The 14,897-nt window shown below is 63.7% G+C and carries 12 protein-coding genes and 1 pseudogene; 5 read left to right on the top strand and 8 right to left on the bottom strand.

Features of this window, described 5'->3' with window-relative positions; genetic code table 11:
- A partial coding sequence (gene aroQ, locus NP534_RS02150; RefSeq protein WP_274097601.1) for a type II 3-dehydroquinate dehydratase occupies positions 1-411 on the top strand: 411 nt, incomplete at its 5' end.
- The gene (locus NP534_RS02155) at positions 408-1,256 is read left to right on the top strand and encodes a shikimate dehydrogenase (RefSeq protein ID WP_274097602.1); all 849 of its coding nucleotides are present in this window, start codon (positions 408-410) and stop codon (positions 1,254-1,256) included. The genes aroQ and NP534_RS02155, both read left to right, overlap by 4 nt.
- Positions 1,257-1,310: 54 nt before the next feature.
- On the opposite strand, the gene NP534_RS02160 is transcribed toward NP534_RS02155, so the two are convergent.
- Together NP534_RS02160 and NP534_RS02165 are read right to left on the bottom strand one after the other, a co-directional pair.
- The gene (locus tag NP534_RS02160; protein WP_274097603.1) at positions 1,311-1,847 is read right to left on the bottom strand and encodes a thioredoxin family protein; all 537 of its coding nucleotides are present in this window, start codon (positions 1,845-1,847) and stop codon (positions 1,311-1,313) included.
- Positions 1,837-2,112 (bottom strand): DUF2790 domain-containing protein, encoded by a 276-nt coding sequence (locus tag NP534_RS02165; RefSeq protein ID WP_274097604.1) that lies wholly within the window; start codon positions 2,110-2,112, stop codon positions 1,837-1,839. Before NP534_RS02165 ends, NP534_RS02160 begins: the two co-directional genes overlap by 11 nt.
- A gap of 220 nt (positions 2,113-2,332) precedes the next feature.
- Between NP534_RS02165 and NP534_RS02170 the strand changes: the two genes are divergently transcribed.
- From NP534_RS02170 to NP534_RS02180, 3 genes are all read left to right on the top strand, one after another.
- The gene (locus NP534_RS02170) at positions 2,333-3,073 is read left to right on the top strand and encodes a response regulator (RefSeq protein WP_274097605.1); all 741 of its coding nucleotides are present in this window, start codon (positions 2,333-2,335) and stop codon (positions 3,071-3,073) included.
- Positions 3,070-4,356 carry a sensor histidine kinase gene (locus tag NP534_RS02175; RefSeq protein WP_274097606.1) on the top strand — a complete coding sequence of 429 codons (1,287 nt, stop codon included), beginning with the start codon at positions 3,070-3,072 and terminating at the stop codon, positions 4,354-4,356. The genes NP534_RS02170 and NP534_RS02175 overlap by 4 nt, the downstream gene beginning before the upstream one ends.
- A 155-nt stretch (positions 4,357-4,511) precedes the next feature.
- Positions 4,512-5,021 (top strand): HvfX family Cu-binding RiPP maturation protein, encoded by a 510-nt coding sequence (locus tag NP534_RS02180; protein ID WP_274097642.1) that lies wholly within the window; start codon positions 4,512-4,514, stop codon positions 5,019-5,021.
- 44 nt (positions 5,022-5,065) lie between these two features.
- Here NP534_RS02180 and NP534_RS02185 read toward each other — a convergent pair whose 3' ends face one another.
- The 6 genes and pseudogenes from NP534_RS02185 to NP534_RS02210 form a co-directional block, all read right to left on the bottom strand.
- Positions 5,066-5,776 (bottom strand): HvfC family RiPP maturation protein, encoded by a 711-nt coding sequence (locus NP534_RS02185; RefSeq protein ID WP_274097607.1) that lies wholly within the window; start codon positions 5,774-5,776, stop codon positions 5,066-5,068.
- Positions 5,757-6,593 (bottom strand): HvfB family MNIO-type RiPP peptide maturase, encoded by an 837-nt coding sequence (locus NP534_RS02190; protein ID WP_274097608.1) that lies wholly within the window; start codon positions 6,591-6,593, stop codon positions 5,757-5,759. The genes NP534_RS02185 and NP534_RS02190 overlap by 20 nt, the downstream gene beginning before the upstream one ends.
- A gap of 105 nt (positions 6,594-6,698) precedes the next feature.
- Positions 6,699-6,968, bottom strand: a pseudogene (locus NP534_RS02195) (HvfA family oxazolone/thioamide-modified RiPP metallophore); the annotation flags it as partial.
- A gap of 165 nt (positions 6,969-7,133) precedes the next feature.
- Positions 7,134-7,700 carry a DUF4174 domain-containing protein gene (locus NP534_RS02200; RefSeq protein ID WP_274097609.1) on the bottom strand — a complete coding sequence of 189 codons (567 nt, stop codon included), beginning with the start codon at positions 7,698-7,700 and terminating at the stop codon, positions 7,134-7,136.
- A gap of 225 nt (positions 7,701-7,925) precedes the next feature.
- Positions 7,926-12,449: an NEL-type E3 ubiquitin ligase domain-containing protein gene (locus tag NP534_RS02205; protein WP_274097610.1), complete on the bottom strand. Its 4,524-nt coding sequence runs from the start codon at positions 12,447-12,449 to the stop codon at positions 7,926-7,928.
- Between the two features lie 80 nt (positions 12,450-12,529).
- Positions 12,530-14,890, bottom strand: a complete 2,361-nt coding sequence (locus NP534_RS02210; RefSeq protein WP_274097611.1) for a DNA polymerase II — start codon at positions 14,888-14,890, stop codon at positions 12,530-12,532.
- Between the last annotated feature and the right edge of the window lie 7 nt (positions 14,891-14,897).

Genomic DNA, 14,897 nt, shown 5'->3' on the forward strand with positions numbered 1-14,897 from the left:
AACATGCTGGGCACCCGCGAGCCTACCCAGTATGGTCGCGAAACCCTCGCCGACCTCGCCCAGGGCTGCGCCGACAGCGCCCACACCCTGGGCCTGGATATCGAATTTCGCCAGACCAACCACGAAGGCGAACTGATCGACTGGATCCACGCCGCCCGTGGCCGCTGCGCCGGTATCCTGATCAACCCCGGCGCCTGGACCCACACCTCGGTGGCCATCCGCGACGCCCTGGTTGCCAGTGAACTGCCGGTCATCGAGGTGCACCTGTCGAACGTGCACAAACGCGAACCCTTCCGCCACCTGTCGTTCGTCTCGTCGATTGCCGTTGGCGTGATCTGCGGCCTCGGCAGCCATGGCTACCGCCTGGCCCTGAGCCATTTCGCAGACATGCTGCGGGAGCAGGCAGCATGAGCGAACAAGCCATCCTCGCCGGCCTGATCGGCCGCGGCATCCAGTTGTCACGCACCCCGGCGCTGCACGAGCACGAAGGCGACGCTCAGGCGCTGCGCTACCTCTATCGCCTGATCGACGCCGATCAGTTGCAGCTGGACGACAGCGCCCTGCCCGGCCTGCTCGATGCCGCACAGCACACCGGGTTCACCGGGCTCAACATCACCTACCCGTTCAAGCAGGCGATTTTGCCGCTACTCGACGAGCTGTCGGATGAAGCACGCGGGATCGGTGCGGTGAACACCGTGGTGCTCAAGGACGGCAAGCGGATTGGCCACAATACCGACTGCCTGGGTTTTGCCGAAGGCATGCGCCGCGGCTTGCCAGATGTGGCACGCCGGCAGGTGGTGCAGATGGGTGCCGGTGGCGCCGGCTCGGCAGTGGCCCATGCGCTGCTGGGTGGGGGCGTGGAACAGCTGGTGCTGTTCGAGGTGGACGCTGCGCGGGCGCAAGCACTGGTCGACAACCTCAACGCGCATTTCGGCGCAGGCCGAGCAGTGCTCGGTACAGACTTGAGCGCGGCAGTGGCCGAGGCAGACGGGTTGGTCAATACCACGCCTGTGGGCATGGCCAAGCTGCCAGGGACGCCTTTGCCGGTGGCGCTGCTGCACGCACGTTTGTGGGTGGCAGAGATCATCTACTTCCCGCTGGAAACCGAACTGCTGCGTGCAGCGCGGGCGCTGGGCTGCCGTACACTGGACGGCAGCAACATGGCGGTGTTCCAGGCGGTCAAGGCGTTCGAACTGTTCAGCGGACGCGAGGCCGATGCGGGGCGGATGCAGGCCCACTTTGCCAGTTTCAGCTGAACCGGCATCGGCACTTTCGCGGGTTTGCCCCGCGAAAGTGCCGGCACAGGCCGATCAAGCCTTTTCATCCAGCAATGCCTGTATCACCTGTTCCTGCGTGCCATAGTCCCCCTCGCCAACATGCACATGGCGCACCTGCCCTTTGCGGTCGACAAAATAATGCGCCGGCCAGAACTGGTTGCCCCAGGCATTCCACACCTGATGGTCGTTGTCCACTGCCACGGGGTAAGCGATCCCCAGCATGGCCACCTTGTCGCGCAAGGTTGCAACATCATGCTCGTAATCGTATTCAGGCGTATGCACGCCCACCACGACCAGGCCCTGGTCGGCGTAGCGCCGTGCCCAGTCATTCACATGCGGCAGGCTGTGCTGGCAGTTGATGCAGTCCCAGGTCCAGAAGTCCACCAACACCACCTTGCCTTTGAGCGCCGGCGCGTCCAGTGGCGGGGAATTCAGCCACTGGCTGGCGCCCGCCAGCGAGGGCATGGCGCCGTAACTGTCGCCTGCGTTCAGGTAACCGGCCAGGCCCAGGCCTGTCAGCGCCAGCGCCAGGCCGCCCACCTTCAGCGCCAGGCGCCGATCAATTCTCATGGCAGCCGCCGGTGGCGTAGGAGCGGTACTCCACGCTCTGCTGCTGCCCTTTGGAATCGAGATAGTCCATGCGGGTGTTGACCAGGCCGCAAGTGTTGCTTTGATCATCCTGCACCGACAGGACTTTCTTCACATCCAGGTGATCACCGTAACGGTACTGCATGACACTGGTATCGTTCATTGGCGCCATGGCGGCCTGGGCGGTCAAGGCGCCGAAGCTGAGCACGGCGAGCAGGCTGGCGCTGGCGATGGATTTGAGGTTCATGGCAACTCTCCTGTGAAACGCTGGGGGTGGGGAGGATTGTTCCCCGGTCGAGAGCCATTACACGCCCGCCAGGTATCCCGTATGTGTCACCTGAACCTGTGATCTGCCTCCTCCTGTATCTGCACCCGCAGCAGATACACTGCAATACAAAGCCCCGCAGGCAAGCCCGATAACGCTCGGTACACTGCGTCCACACCCTCCCCACACAGGAACGCTGCGCATGGAACACGTCGATCACATCCTGATCGTCGACGACGACCGCGAGATCCGCGAACTGGTCGGCAACTACCTGAAGAAGAACGGCCTGCGCACCAGCATCGTCGCCGATGGCCGGCAAATGCGCGCCTTTCTCGAAGCCAACAGCGTCGACCTGATCGTCCTCGACATCATGATGCCCGGCGACGATGGCCTGTTGCTGTGCCGTGAACTGCGCGCCAGCAAGCACCGCAACACGCCGGTGCTGATGCTGACTGCGCGCAACGATGAAACCGATCGCATCATCGGCCTGGAGATGGGCGCCGACGACTACCTGACCAAGCCGTTCTCCGCACGTGAACTGCTGGCCCGCATCAATGCCGTGCTGCGCCGCACACGGATGCTGCCGCCCAACCTGACCATCAGTGAAAGCAGCCGCCTGCTTGCCTTCGGCCCGTGGCGCCTGGACACCACCGCACGCCACCTGCTCGACAGCGAAGATACCCTGGTGGCCCTGAGCGGCGCCGAGTACCGGCTGTTGCGGGTATTCCTCGACCACCCGCAACGGGTACTCAGCCGCGAACAACTGCTCAACCTGACCCAGGGCCGCGAGGCGGACATCTTCGACCGCTCCATCGACCTGCTGGTCAGCCGCCTGCGCCAGCGCCTGGGGGACGACGCCCGCGAACCCGCCTGCATCAAGACCGTGCGCAACGAGGGCTATGTGTTCTCACTGCCGGTGCAACTGCTCGAGTCGCCCTCATGAAATGGCCACGTACCCTGGCCTCGCGCCTGGCGCTGATCTTCTTCACAGGCCTGGTGCTGGCCTATGGGCTGTCGTTCGGTCTGCAAGCCTACGAGCGCTACATCAGCAGCCGTTCGATGATGCTCAGCAACCTGGAGCAAGACGTCGCCACGTCGGTGGCCATCCTCGACCGCCTGCCCGCAGCCGAACGCGCCGCCTGGCTTCCACGCCTGGAGCGGCGCACCTACCGCTACCACCTTGACCAGGGCCTGCAAGGCCAGGCGATGCCGACCAGCGACCCGCCCATGGCCGCCGAGTCGATCGTCAAGGCCATCGGCGACGACTATCGCCTGACGTTCCAGGAGATCCCTGGCCCGAATGCGCACTTTCAGGTGCACTTGACCCTGGCCGACGGCGCACCCCTGACCCTCGACGTCACCCCGGCAAGCGTACCGGTGGCCCGCTGGCTGCCGGTGGTGCTGCTGATCCAACTGGCCTTGCTGTTGCTGTGCACCTGGCTGGCAGTGCGCCTGGCCATCGGCCCGCTCACCCGCCTGTCGCAGGCGGTGGACAACCTCGACCCGGACAAGCCCGGTGTACAACTGGACGAAAGCGGCCCACGCGAGGTGAAGTACGCCGCCGTCGCCTTCAATGCCTTGCAAGCGCGCATCGCGGCCTACCTCAAGGAGCGCATGCAGCTGCTGGCAGCGATTTCCCACGACCTGCAAACCCCCATCACCCGCATGAAGCTGCGCGTCGAAGTGATGGACGAGGGGGTCGAGAAAGACAAACTGTGGCATGACCTGAGTGCCATGGAGCATCTGGTACGCGAAGGTGTGGCGTATGCCCGCAGTATGGACATCAACACCGAGGCCCCGTGCCGGATCAACCTCGGCGCCTTCCTCGACAGCCTGGTGTTCGATTACCAGGACAGCGGCGCCCAGGTCGAACGCCATGGTAACGCCGAAGGCCTGCTGGAGACCCGCCCACATGCGCTGCGCAGGGTGCTGGTCAACCTGGTGGACAATGCCCTCAAGTTCGCTGGCAAAGCACTGCTGGAGGTCAGCCGTGAACAGGGCTGCACCCGGATTCGGGTACTCGATGACGGCCCCGGTATCCCGCATGCTGAGCTCAATGAAGTGCTCAAGCCCTTCTACCGGGTTGAAAGCTCGCGTAACCGCAGTACCGGGGGCACCGGGCTGGGGCTGGCGATCGCGCAGCAGTTGACCCAGGCCATGGGCGGGCGATTGACCCTGAGCAATCGCCAGGGCGGTGGGTTGTGTGCAGAAATCGAGCTGCAGTGAACCCAGGCGCATGAGTGATCGGCCGGCTTACACAACCGATAGCTACAGTCCGATACACACTGACGCATCCACCGACACACTGCCGATACGCCACCGCTACACACTCCTGGCCACACAATGGCACAGCAGGAGTTACAGCAATGAAACCGCTAAGCATGACGGCAATAACCCACACATTCACCCGCATCGACCGTATCGGCAGCTGGAGCGCCGACCTGCCGCTGCGGCTGTTTCTGGCCTGGGAGTTTTTCGAGTCTGGCTGGGAGAAATTCACCGGCCACAACTGGTTCGGTCACCTGCAGTCGAACTTGCCGTTTCCCTTCAGCGCACTGCCGGCAGAACTGAACTGGCAATTGTCGATGTGGGCCGAGCTGGTGCTGCCTGTGCTTCTGTTGCTGGGCCTGGGTACGCGGCTGGCCTCGGCCGGGCTAATGGTCGTTACCGTGGTGGCCATCGCTGCGGTGCATTGGCCGGCACAGTGGTCGGGCCTTGCGGAGCTGGCACAGGGGTATGCGATCACCGACCAGGGCTTTGGCAACTTCAAGTTGCCAATGATCTACCTGGTGGCATTGCTGCCACTGCTGCTCCAGGGCGCCGGCCGCCTGAGCCTTGACCATTGGCTCCGGGCACGGCTCACGGCCAGGGGCTCAATAGCAATGAAATGATTATTCAGGATAGGTTGGTCACCCAACCCTATCCCCTGCCTGCCTCAGCCTGCCCCGACAACCGTACCGATAACAACCCCTTGCGCGCGCAGACCTTCCAGCAATACCAAGCCCTGCTGCTGGTCCGCTGCCAGTGCTCGCAGGCGCTCCTGCCCCGTCCCCTGCACCTCGGCCAGCAAACGGTAAGCCATGGATGCCAGACGGGCGAAGCGCACCTGCAGCCCTACATCTCGGTAAACCAGCAGCAACGTGGGCGCCTGAGGCGCCACCTGCGGCTGATAACCAGGGCCAATACGCTCGACAGGCCAACGGTAAGCCAGCACCCTGGCCGTGCACGACAGCAGCGGCTCGCCCTGCAGCAGGTCCCCCTGCGGATCATGCGCCGGGTCCTGGGCATCGCTCAGGTAGAGCTGGGCCTCGACCCACTCGTAGTGGGCGAGCTCCAGCTGCCACGGGGCATCGGGGTCGACACCCTGGAGGTAGTCGATGAACGCCTCGGCCACCTCGGTGAACAAGGGTGTCTGGCTGCGGTAGTTGGCATAAAAATCACGCACACGGGCATGCCAGCGCAGCTCGCCCAGAGTTTGCCGCATCACCGGGAAACTGCCGGCCAACAAACCCTCGATCGTGCCGTAGAACAGTTCACGGTAAACCTTCAAGCGGCGCGCCTCGATGCCAGGCGGCGGGGCATGCCGGGCCGGATCACGCAGATGCCGTGCCAGTGTGTACTGCTGTTCACGCAACACTTCGCGCATGCGCCACCTCCTGCTGCACAGCACGCATGCGGGCGAGCTCGTCGAGCAGTTCGGCCAATGGCGGGTAATTGAAGTCACGCTCAAGCACCGTCGGCTTGGCGCCGAAACGCTTGCAGGCCATCGCGAACAAGGCCCACACATCTTCTTTTACCGGTGCTCCGTGAGTATCGACCTTGAGGTCGGGGGCCTCATCGTAGTGACCCGCCACATGCATGCCAATGACCCTCGCCTGCGGCAGCCCCTGAAGAAACGCCTGCGCATCGTAAGCATGGTTGCACGCGTTGACGAACACGTTGTTGACATCCAGCAGCAGGTCGCAATCGGCCTCGTCGAGCACCGCACGGATGAAGTCCAGCTCGCTCATCGCCTGGTAAGGCGCTGCGTAGTAGCTGATGTTTTCCACGGCGATGCGCCGCTGCAGGTGGTCCTGGGCCTGGCGGATCCTGGCGGCAACGTGATGCACCGCCTCTTCGGTGAAAGGCATCGGCAACAGGTCATAAAGGTGGCCGTCATCGCTGCAGTAACTCAGGTGTTCGCTGTACAGGCGTACGTGGTAGCGATCGAGGAAGTCACGGGTCTGGTCCAGAAAGCCCCGATCAAGTGGCAGGCTGCCGCCAAGGGACAGGGACAGGCCATGACAGGCCAGGGCAAAGCGTTCGGTCAGTTGCGCCAGGCCTCGGCCATAGGCACCGCCAACAGCGATCCAGTTTTCCGGCGCACATTCGAGAAAGTCCACTGCGCCCTCTTCAAGGCTCAACAACTCGGGCATCAGGCCACGGCGCAGGCCAAGGCCTGCAAACAAGCGAGAGGTAGTCATCGATAAGTCTCCGCAACATGCACAACGCCCCGCCTGTCCAGCAGGCGGGGCGTTGTGTCATTACCAGGATTGAAGTCAGGACTTACCGGTAACCTTGGCATCACCCGCCTTGCCAGCGGCGCCACATTTACCTTCACCGCATTTACCTTCGCCCTCGCTGGCCTTCTTGTCGCCACCGCATTTACCTTCACCTTGGCTGGCCTTGTTGCTGCTCCCGCACTTGCCTTCGCCACATTTGCCCTCGCCGGCAACCTTAGCCGAAGCCAGTTGATAACCCTGGGACAGGGGCTCGACTGCGAACGCGCTGCTGCCAAAGGCCATGCTGCCGAGCAGTGCGGCGCCGAGCAGGCCGAGGGTGTTCCGTGCATGAGTCATGGTGTTGCTCCACTGTGGTTGGGGTGTGGAGCCATTAGGCCGCGTGGGTGTGTCGGGGATGTATCGCCGATGTCCGAATTTTGTACAGAAATGGGTCTGCAGCCGTGCAGGATACAGTGCGATACAGAGCGCCCGCCCCTGCGGCCAGGGAGCGGGCGAAGGCGATCAGTCCTCCAGCGGTTTGGGCGGTGCAGCTGGCTTGGCCGGTTTGACCGGCTTGGCAGGCTTGCTGTCCTTGGCCTTGGCCTTGGCTTCAGGCGCTGCCGCGACAGGCTCCGGCGCCGTCACGGCCTTCTCGCTCGCCGGCAGTTCATCGACCGCCTTGAGGATGGCCTGCGGGTCGATCGGCTCGCCGGTCGCGTCATCCTTGAGCATGTGCCGTTCACCGTCCTTGCCTACGAGGATCACTTTGGTACCCGCGCTCGCGCCGAGCTTGAGTTCGCGAATCAGGGCCATGGTGGTTTGCTGCTCGAGGTTCTTGTCCTCGCGCTTGCCCACCATTTTGGCAACGCTGTACAGCACCAGGCTGCGCTCCTTGAAGGCCGCCTGAATGGCAGGGTCTTCCAGTGCTTTATTCAACCCGCGCAGTGTCGGGTCGGCTGTACTGGGGGCGATGATCACCAAAGGCCGTGCCTTGCCCAACTCCTTGGCCAAAGGCGCGTCGCTGTCTGCGGCGAACAGTGGGCTGGTGACGGCGAGCAAGGTGGCGAGGGTCAGTGACCGAACGAGCATACACATCTCCTTAATATCTCGATAAACCAATGACTGCAGATCACGGAGAAAAATCCGACCTGGAGCCTAAACCACTTCAAACACCCGGTGTGTCAGGGAAAAGTAACGGGCAATTTCCAGGCATGCGTCAGAACAGGATGACGGCCTTTACCGAGCACACCGCCCTGTCACTGAGCATAGTCCAAAGCGGCTGCAGACAGGACTGTGCACTGTCTGTCGGGGCCATTACACGTCGATACCCGCGTCCCTAGGCCCGGCCTCGAGTGCCGCCAGCGTCATGTCGAGCATCAGCCCCCGCCGCGCTGCGCGCTGTTCGCCAAGAATGGCATCGGACTGTGCCTGCCTGGTCTCGTCGGTCAGCGCCTCGTCATCGAGTACGCTGTCGAGCCGGCGCCGGAACGGCCTGTCGACTTGCGCGAAACGATCCGGATGAGCGCGTTCCAGGTGCGCCTGCCAGAAGGTTCGGTCCACCAGCGAACGGGCGACCTGCTCTTGCGTCTCGGCTTCAAGCACTTGCGCTTCAACCCGTGCAAGGTGCGCTTCAGTCACCCCTGCCAGTGGCCGAAAACTCATGTCTCCCACTTGAATGGGCAAGCCCAGACGATCACGCAACCCAAGGCGATAGGCGAGCCCCACCTCGCTTTCATCCGGGTTGCCACCGCGATCAAGAATGTCGCGCACGGCAAGGCGGTCGACTTCATCCAGACGCCACAAACGCCGCCCCAACGCGAGCAAGGCACGCTCCGTGTTGCCTTGTGCATCCGTCCGGGCTTGCCACACCAGCACATTCAACTCAAGGTTGCTCAGGCACCAAGTAGCGCCATCCTGACAACCCCACTCGTCGTTGGCGATGTCCATCAACGCCTGACGCAGAGCTGGTTCCTTGGCCATGGCCTGCAATACGGCCAGTACCCGTTGCGCGAGGGACTGGGCATTGATGTGAAAATCCGCAGACTGCAGCAACTGCTGCAGGACACGAAAGAAGCGCTCTGCTGGCTCGCCGACATCCACCGTTTCCCACGCAGCAATCAGCAGGCCACGGTGCTGCGGGCCAACAGCATCCCCCCAGACCTCACGGGTATGGATTAGCTGTTCTCGCAGCAAGGCCTCGTCCAGGGGTACGAACGGCGTCATGAAAGACGCCTGTAGACGTACCAGCTCTTCGCCCTCCAGCGGGTTTCCGGCCAGCCTGGTGCGCCGCCGAACCCCGGGCGGCAGTTGATAGAACCAGTGGGGGATCTGCGTAATGCGGTTCTCGCGCATATCCATGAGAACCAGGGAGGAACGGCTGGCCATACCGTGGGGGAAGTGCGTAAGGCCGGTGTTGCGCATGTTCAACCAGCGCAGCGCGGTCAACCCGCTCAAGGTGAAGGTGCGCCCCAATGGGTTGTGGGACAGGTCGATGTACTCCAGGTGTGTGGCGCTTGCCAAGGTAGCGGCCTGGCTGGTGCTCAACACGATTTGGTTGTTGGTCAGGGTCAGTTGACGCAAGTTGCGCAGTTGCAACAAGGGCTGCGGCAATTGAGTCAGTAGATTGCCCCCCAGATCCAGCATGCGCAGGCGCGAGAAGGCGAGCAGAAAACTCGCGGGAACATCCTGCAGCTCCAAGCGCAGCAGTGACAGATCGGAAACATGAGCGAAGCTGACCTGGGCCGGTAATTCCGGCAGCCCCTCAGGGCACATGTTGTACAAGACCATGCGGTAGTTGTGGTCGGTGTCGAGGTGGGTTTGCCCGGCATCGGTCGTGCGCCGCCAACAATCGATCAGCGTCTCGCGCAAGCAGGCCCGGTCCTCCCTGGCTTCACCTACGGCCTCCCCAACCCATGCGTCCAGGCTGTTGCGCAGCGCCCTGTATTCTGTGCGCAGCGCGGCCAGTACCGCATCCAGCTGTCGACCCGAGCGCCGCACATTGTCGGTCCATGCCGCCACCTGCTCATCACTGAACGACGGAAACAGGTCACGCACCGTCGCCCCCAGCGCCCGTTCGGGCCGTCCCGGGCCACCCGAGTTGCTGCCGCCCAAGGGGTAGCCCAAGCGACCATCGGCCAAACGCTGCGGTAGTCGCAAGGCACCTGGGCGCTGCACACCCAGCAAGCCTTCGATTTCGGCGTGACGTCGCAGGGCCTCATGCGCCACCGTAACCCTCAGGTTGTGGGCGAAAGGCTCATTCATCTGCATGGCCGCGCGCTGATGCGGCGCATAGGCAACAGCCATCACCTCGAACAACTCGCCGGCCTCACCTTGCGGTACGCCTTGCGCATCGAGCAATTGGAAGGCGCCATGCTGGTGCAAGAGATCGAAACCGTGGGTGCCCTCCTCAACCGATGACAGCAGTGGCCCACCGCGCTGGCCTTCGAAAAGACGCCAGCGCACACCTTGGCCAGCGCCAGGCAGGTACTTGAGCAACCCCACTACCACTCGTGCCAGGTCGGCGTTCTGTGGGGTATCCAGGGTCAACGCTTCAAGCACTCGAACCCTGCGGATGTCCGAGACACTGCGCCTGGCCGCTTCGGCCAGGTTCAATGGCACGCGACCGCTTTGCAACAAGCGCCGTCGATCATGCCCGTTGGCCGCCGCCAGCAGCGCTCGCGCGGCACGCGAATGCAGCCCCGGAAACACCTTGCGCAGCAAGACAGAACCGGGCGTGTCGCTGGGCTGCACGGCCTCATACAACTGCCCCAGCAAGTGGCGGCGCTGGGCCCATGCCAGTTCGGCCAACGCCTGGTCTGACGCACCGGAGGCACCTTGCAGGCGCCGGGCATGCTGGAGCACGGTGAAATCCTCAACCTGCTCACCCGCGCGCAAATGGCTGACCACCAGGCGAATGCGCCGGTCGAGCCTGGAGCGCTCGGCGCTGTCGAGCATCCCAGGCTCCGGCGCACGCCCGTAAACATGCAGCGCCCGCAGGTGATCGGCGTTGAGCTCATGAAAGCCCAGCACCTGGTCGATCTGCTCGTCACTCATGCTGTCCAGCGGTGCGCCAAGACGGCGGAACATGCGGTAGGTGTCGTCCCATTGCGCGGGCTGCTCGGTCCATACCCGCCAGGCGCCGGCGCCGTTGTGGCGTAGCACAGGTCCGTTTCCACTGCGCGGGCGAAGCTGCCATTGGCCGTCGCCGGCTGGCTCGACCACAGGGTAGTGATGCCCGTCCATTTCGACCCAGGCCTGGCCATCGTAGCGCCGAATACCCAAGGCATCCTGGGCCGCCGCGCTGCTCGGCGCGATGCTGCGATACGCTGCCAGGTCCTGCTGCCAGAGCCTGGTGCTACCGTCTTCCAGCCGCGCAGGCACCATCGCATCGACCACCGCCGAACGTGCCCACAACCGCTTGGTCAGCGAAACACCGGCCGCCGTGGCCGCGACAATTGCAAGGTCGGTGGCGACGTTGGTCATATGATCAAGTGCCTGCTGGGTGTCCCCGTCATGCAGGGCCTCGATGGCGTGGTAGACCTCGCCCAGCAACTCCCATACGGTCACCGCGAGCATGACCAGCCCCAAGCCCGGTACAAAGAACGACGCCAGGTTGAGCAGCGCCCACCCTTCTGCGGCCAGCCGTTCGTCATGGGCACGCTGAAGCTCGCGATCGAGCCGTGCCACCGGCACCGCGATCATCGCTGCGTCCTCCTTGATCTGGCGCATGCGCGCCTGCGCCAGGCTGTTGAACAGGGGTGACGGATACGCCTGCAAATACGGTTTCAGGTCAAAACTGGCCCAGTCTGGAAGGTCGTCAAAAGCCGGCACCACCGTGGCGAAAAATGCCTGGCTGTCGCGCCTGAGCACGAAGCGGCTGAAGAACCGTTGATACGTCTTGAGGCGCAGGCGACGGCCAAGCGCGCGGTTAAGGTCATCGAGGCTGTCGAATGCACTCCACGCCGCCACCGGGTCACCCGGCACATGCATCAACAATCGCCGAGTGGTGTTGAACAGCGGCCCTTGATCGATCACTTCGAGCACCATGACCTGCTCGATCGTGCACCCGAGCAACCTCAGTTGCCTAGCCACCACCAGGTCACCTGCCAGGCGCAATAGCTTGCCCTCAAGGCACATGCCTACCAAGAGTTTCAGGTCACTGGCATCGAGCACCTCTTCTTGCCTGGCCTTGTACCCATCCACCAACATGGCATAGCGGATTGCATCGACCAGCAGCGACTCGATGCGTTTTGGATCCTCGCCCGGCGTGAGGATGGCATCCAGATGACGCTGATAGCCCTCACCCAGGTCCAGCTCGCGGCACAATGCGGCAAAGGCGATGGCGGTGGGTGGTGTGTGGGTGCCTGCACGCGGCACCAGCAGCCGGTTGCCGACAGGCTGGCCGCCCGTGCTGGCCTGTTCGGCAGTGAAGTTACGCAGTACCACCTCGAGCAATGGCTTTTCTTCGTACACCAACTCGGTGAGGTGAGCCCCAACCGGTTGAGCATTGATTACCGGCTCACGGCGCCCTTCCAGAAACGTCAGCCGGCGTGGATTGCCCGTGACGCCATAGCGCTCGGTGAGCGCGTTCTCCAGCGCCGATACAACGAAATGATCGATCCCGTCGATGCGCGCCAGCACCGCGCCCAGTTGCTGACGGCATTCAAGGCTCTTGGCCAGTGCGTGACTGATCTCGGGCAGTTGCTCAACCGGCGCCTGGCGTAGCCAACGGGGCAAGCGCTGGCCGATGATGTCATCCTGAAACGCCTCGCTGTCGCGCTGCAGCGTATCCAGATGCGGCAAGCCTGACTCGACATCATTGCCCGCGGTAGTGCCCATGCTCAAACCCTCCTCTTCAGTGAAGAGGCCAGCCTAGGCAGAACAGGTTCGTCGAGGCGCTACATAGCTAATGCCCGCACTTAGAACAACGCTAACTGGCTGCCCGTCAACGCCGCGAAGTCATCACCGACAAAGGGCAGGATGGCATCGGCCACCGGCTGCAGCTGGCGGCTCAGGTAGTGCTCGTAGTCGATGGGCGCCTGCAGGCTCTCCAAGGGTTCAGGGCCGGCAGTGGTGATCAAGTAGCTGATCCAGCCACCGTTCTGGTACTGCCGTGGGCGGCCGAGGCGGCTGTTGTACTCATCGGCCAGGCGCGCCGCACGCACGTGCGGCGGCACGTTTCGCTGGTAGTCGGCCAGCGGGCGGCGCAAGCGCTTGCGGTAGACCATCAGCTCATCCAGTTCACCGGCCAGGGTCTGTTGCACGTACTGGCGCACGTAGTCGCGATACGGTTGGCCACGGAAGATGCGCCCGTACAGCGCCTGCTGAAACTCCCGCGCCAGCGGCGACCAGTCGGTGCGCACCGACTCCAGGCCCTTGTACACCATCTGTTCACTGCCATCGGCGCGCTGTACCAGGCCGGCGTAACGCTTCTTGCTGCCCTCGTCGGCGCCGCGAATGGTGGGCATCAGGAAGCGTCGGTAATGGGTTTCGAACTGCAACTCCAGCGCGCTGTCGAGCCCCATCGAATCGTGCAGGTGCTGGCGCCACCAAAGGTTCACCTCTGCCACCAGCTCACGGCCGATGCGCGCAGCGGCGTCTTCGCCATGGGCGCCCTTGAGCCAGACGAACGTGGAATCGGTATCGCCGTAGATGACATCGAAACCGCGCGCTTCGATCAATTCACGGGTCTGGCGCATGATCTGGTGGCCGCGCAGGGTGATCGACGACGCCAGGCGCGGGTCGAAGAAGCGGCAGCCGCTGGAACCCAGTACACCGTAGAAGGCATTCATGATGATTTTCAGTGCCTGCGACAGCGGCGCGTTACCCGCGCGCTTGGCCGCCTCCCTGCCCTGCCACACACGCTCGACGATGGCTGGCAGGCAGTGCCGGCTACGGGAGAAGCGAGCGCCGCGAAAGCCGGCCACCGAGTGCTGGTCATCGGGCTGGCGCAGGCCTTCGGCCAGGCCGACCGGGTCGATCAGAAAGGTGCGGATGATCGAGGGGTACAGGCTTTTGTAGTCCAGCACCAGCACCGAATCGTAGAGACCAGGGCGTGAGTCCATCACGAAGCCACCGGGGCTGGCCTCGTCGGGGCGGCTGCCGAGGTTGGGCGCGACAAAGCCCAGGCGGTGCATCTGCGGCATGTACAAATGGCAGAACGCCGCCACCGAGCCACCGCTTCGGTCCACGGCCAACCCCGTGACGCTGGCACGCTCAAGCAGGAATTCGAGCAGCCGGGTATGGGCGAAGATGCGCGTGACCAGTTCGCAGTCCTTGAGGTTGTAGCGTGCCAGCGACGGTTTGTCCTCGGCGAACATGCGGTTGATTTCGTCCATGCGCTGATAAGGCGTGCTGATGGCCTTGCCCTCGCCCAGCAGCGTTTGCGCCACGTTTTCCAGGCTGAACGAAGGGAAGCTCCAGGTGGCCGAACGCAAGGCTTCGATGCCGTCGATCAGCAGCCGCCCGGGGGCATCGGCGAATACGTGACCGCCGCTGGCGTGAGCGCGCAGGGTCATGGGCGCGCCGTTGCGCCCCAGGGCCAAAGGCACCTGCAATTGCTTGGCGTGTTCGTGCAGCAGGCGCAGGTCGAACTGCACCAGGTTCCAGCCGATGATCGCATCCGGATCATGCTGGGCCATCCATTGGTTGAGGCACGCGAGCAGCGCGGCAGGGTCGTCGCAGTAATGCAGGTCGAAGTCCACGGCGCTGCTGTCGCCGTTTGCCGGGCCAAGCATGTACACCTGGCGCTGGCCGCAGCCTTCGAGGGCAATACTGTAGAGCTCACCGCGCTGGCTGGTTTCGATATCCAGCGACACCAGGCGCAGTGGCGGACGGTAGTCCGGCAGGGGCTTGAGCTGGGCATCGCAGAGCACACCTTGGGCGTTGGGCTGGCCGGTGAACTGCACGGGGGCGGTAATGAAGCGCTCCATGAGATAGCGCTCGGGTGGGCGGATGTCCGCCTCGTACACCTCGACGCCGGCGTTGCGCAGGCGTTGCTCCACCTGCATCAACTGGCGATGCTGGCGGCAGTAAAGGCCCAGCACCGGGCGCTGATCGAAGTCACGCAGTTGCAAGGGTTTGAGCTCGACGCCCGGCTCGTTGGCCAGCAGCACGCGAGCATGCTCGGCTTGCGCCTGGGGGAGGAACGCCACCGACACCTGCGGCGCCAGGCGCAGTTGCCGCGGCCCCTGGTCGGTAGCCAGCCAGAACTCCACGCACGTGCCTTCGGGTGTGTCATGCCAATGCCGGGTCAGGACAAAGCCCTGCTGCAAATCCACCGCGTCG

It is taken from the genome of Pseudomonas sp. 39004 (assembly GCF_028682155.1).
Classification (GTDB): Bacteria; Pseudomonadota; Gammaproteobacteria; order Pseudomonadales; family Pseudomonadaceae; genus Aquipseudomonas; species Aquipseudomonas capeferrum.

Excerpts from the sequence above, each read along its gene's own strand:
- NP534_RS02155 (WP_274097602.1), top strand. The coding sequence starts at position 408 with ATGAGCGAACAAGCCATCCTCGCCGGCCTGATCGGCCGCGGCATCCAG.
- NP534_RS02160 (WP_274097603.1), bottom strand. The coding sequence starts at position 1,847 with ATGAGAATTGATCGGCGCCTGGCGCTGAAGGTGGGCGGCCTGGCGCTG.
- NP534_RS02165 (WP_274097604.1), bottom strand. The coding sequence starts at position 2,112 with ATGAACCTCAAATCCATCGCCAGCGCCAGCCTGCTCGCCGTGCTCAGC.
- NP534_RS02170 (WP_274097605.1), top strand. The coding sequence starts at position 2,333 with ATGGAACACGTCGATCACATCCTGATCGTCGACGACGACCGCGAGATC.
- NP534_RS02175 (WP_274097606.1), top strand. The coding sequence starts at position 3,070 with ATGAAATGGCCACGTACCCTGGCCTCGCGCCTGGCGCTGATCTTCTTC.
- NP534_RS02180 (WP_274097642.1), top strand. The coding sequence starts at position 4,512 with ATGACGGCAATAACCCACACATTCACCCGCATCGACCGTATCGGCAGC.
- NP534_RS02185 (WP_274097607.1), bottom strand. The coding sequence starts at position 5,776 with ATGCGCGAAGTGTTGCGTGAACAGCAGTACACACTGGCACGGCATCTG.
- NP534_RS02190 (WP_274097608.1), bottom strand. The coding sequence starts at position 6,593 with ATGACTACCTCTCGCTTGTTTGCAGGCCTTGGCCTGCGCCGTGGCCTG.
- NP534_RS02200 (WP_274097609.1), bottom strand. The coding sequence starts at position 7,700 with ATGCTCGTTCGGTCACTGACCCTCGCCACCTTGCTCGCCGTCACCAGC.
- NP534_RS02205 (WP_274097610.1), bottom strand. The coding sequence starts at position 12,449 with ATGGGCACTACCGCGGGCAATGATGTCGAGTCAGGCTTGCCGCATCTG.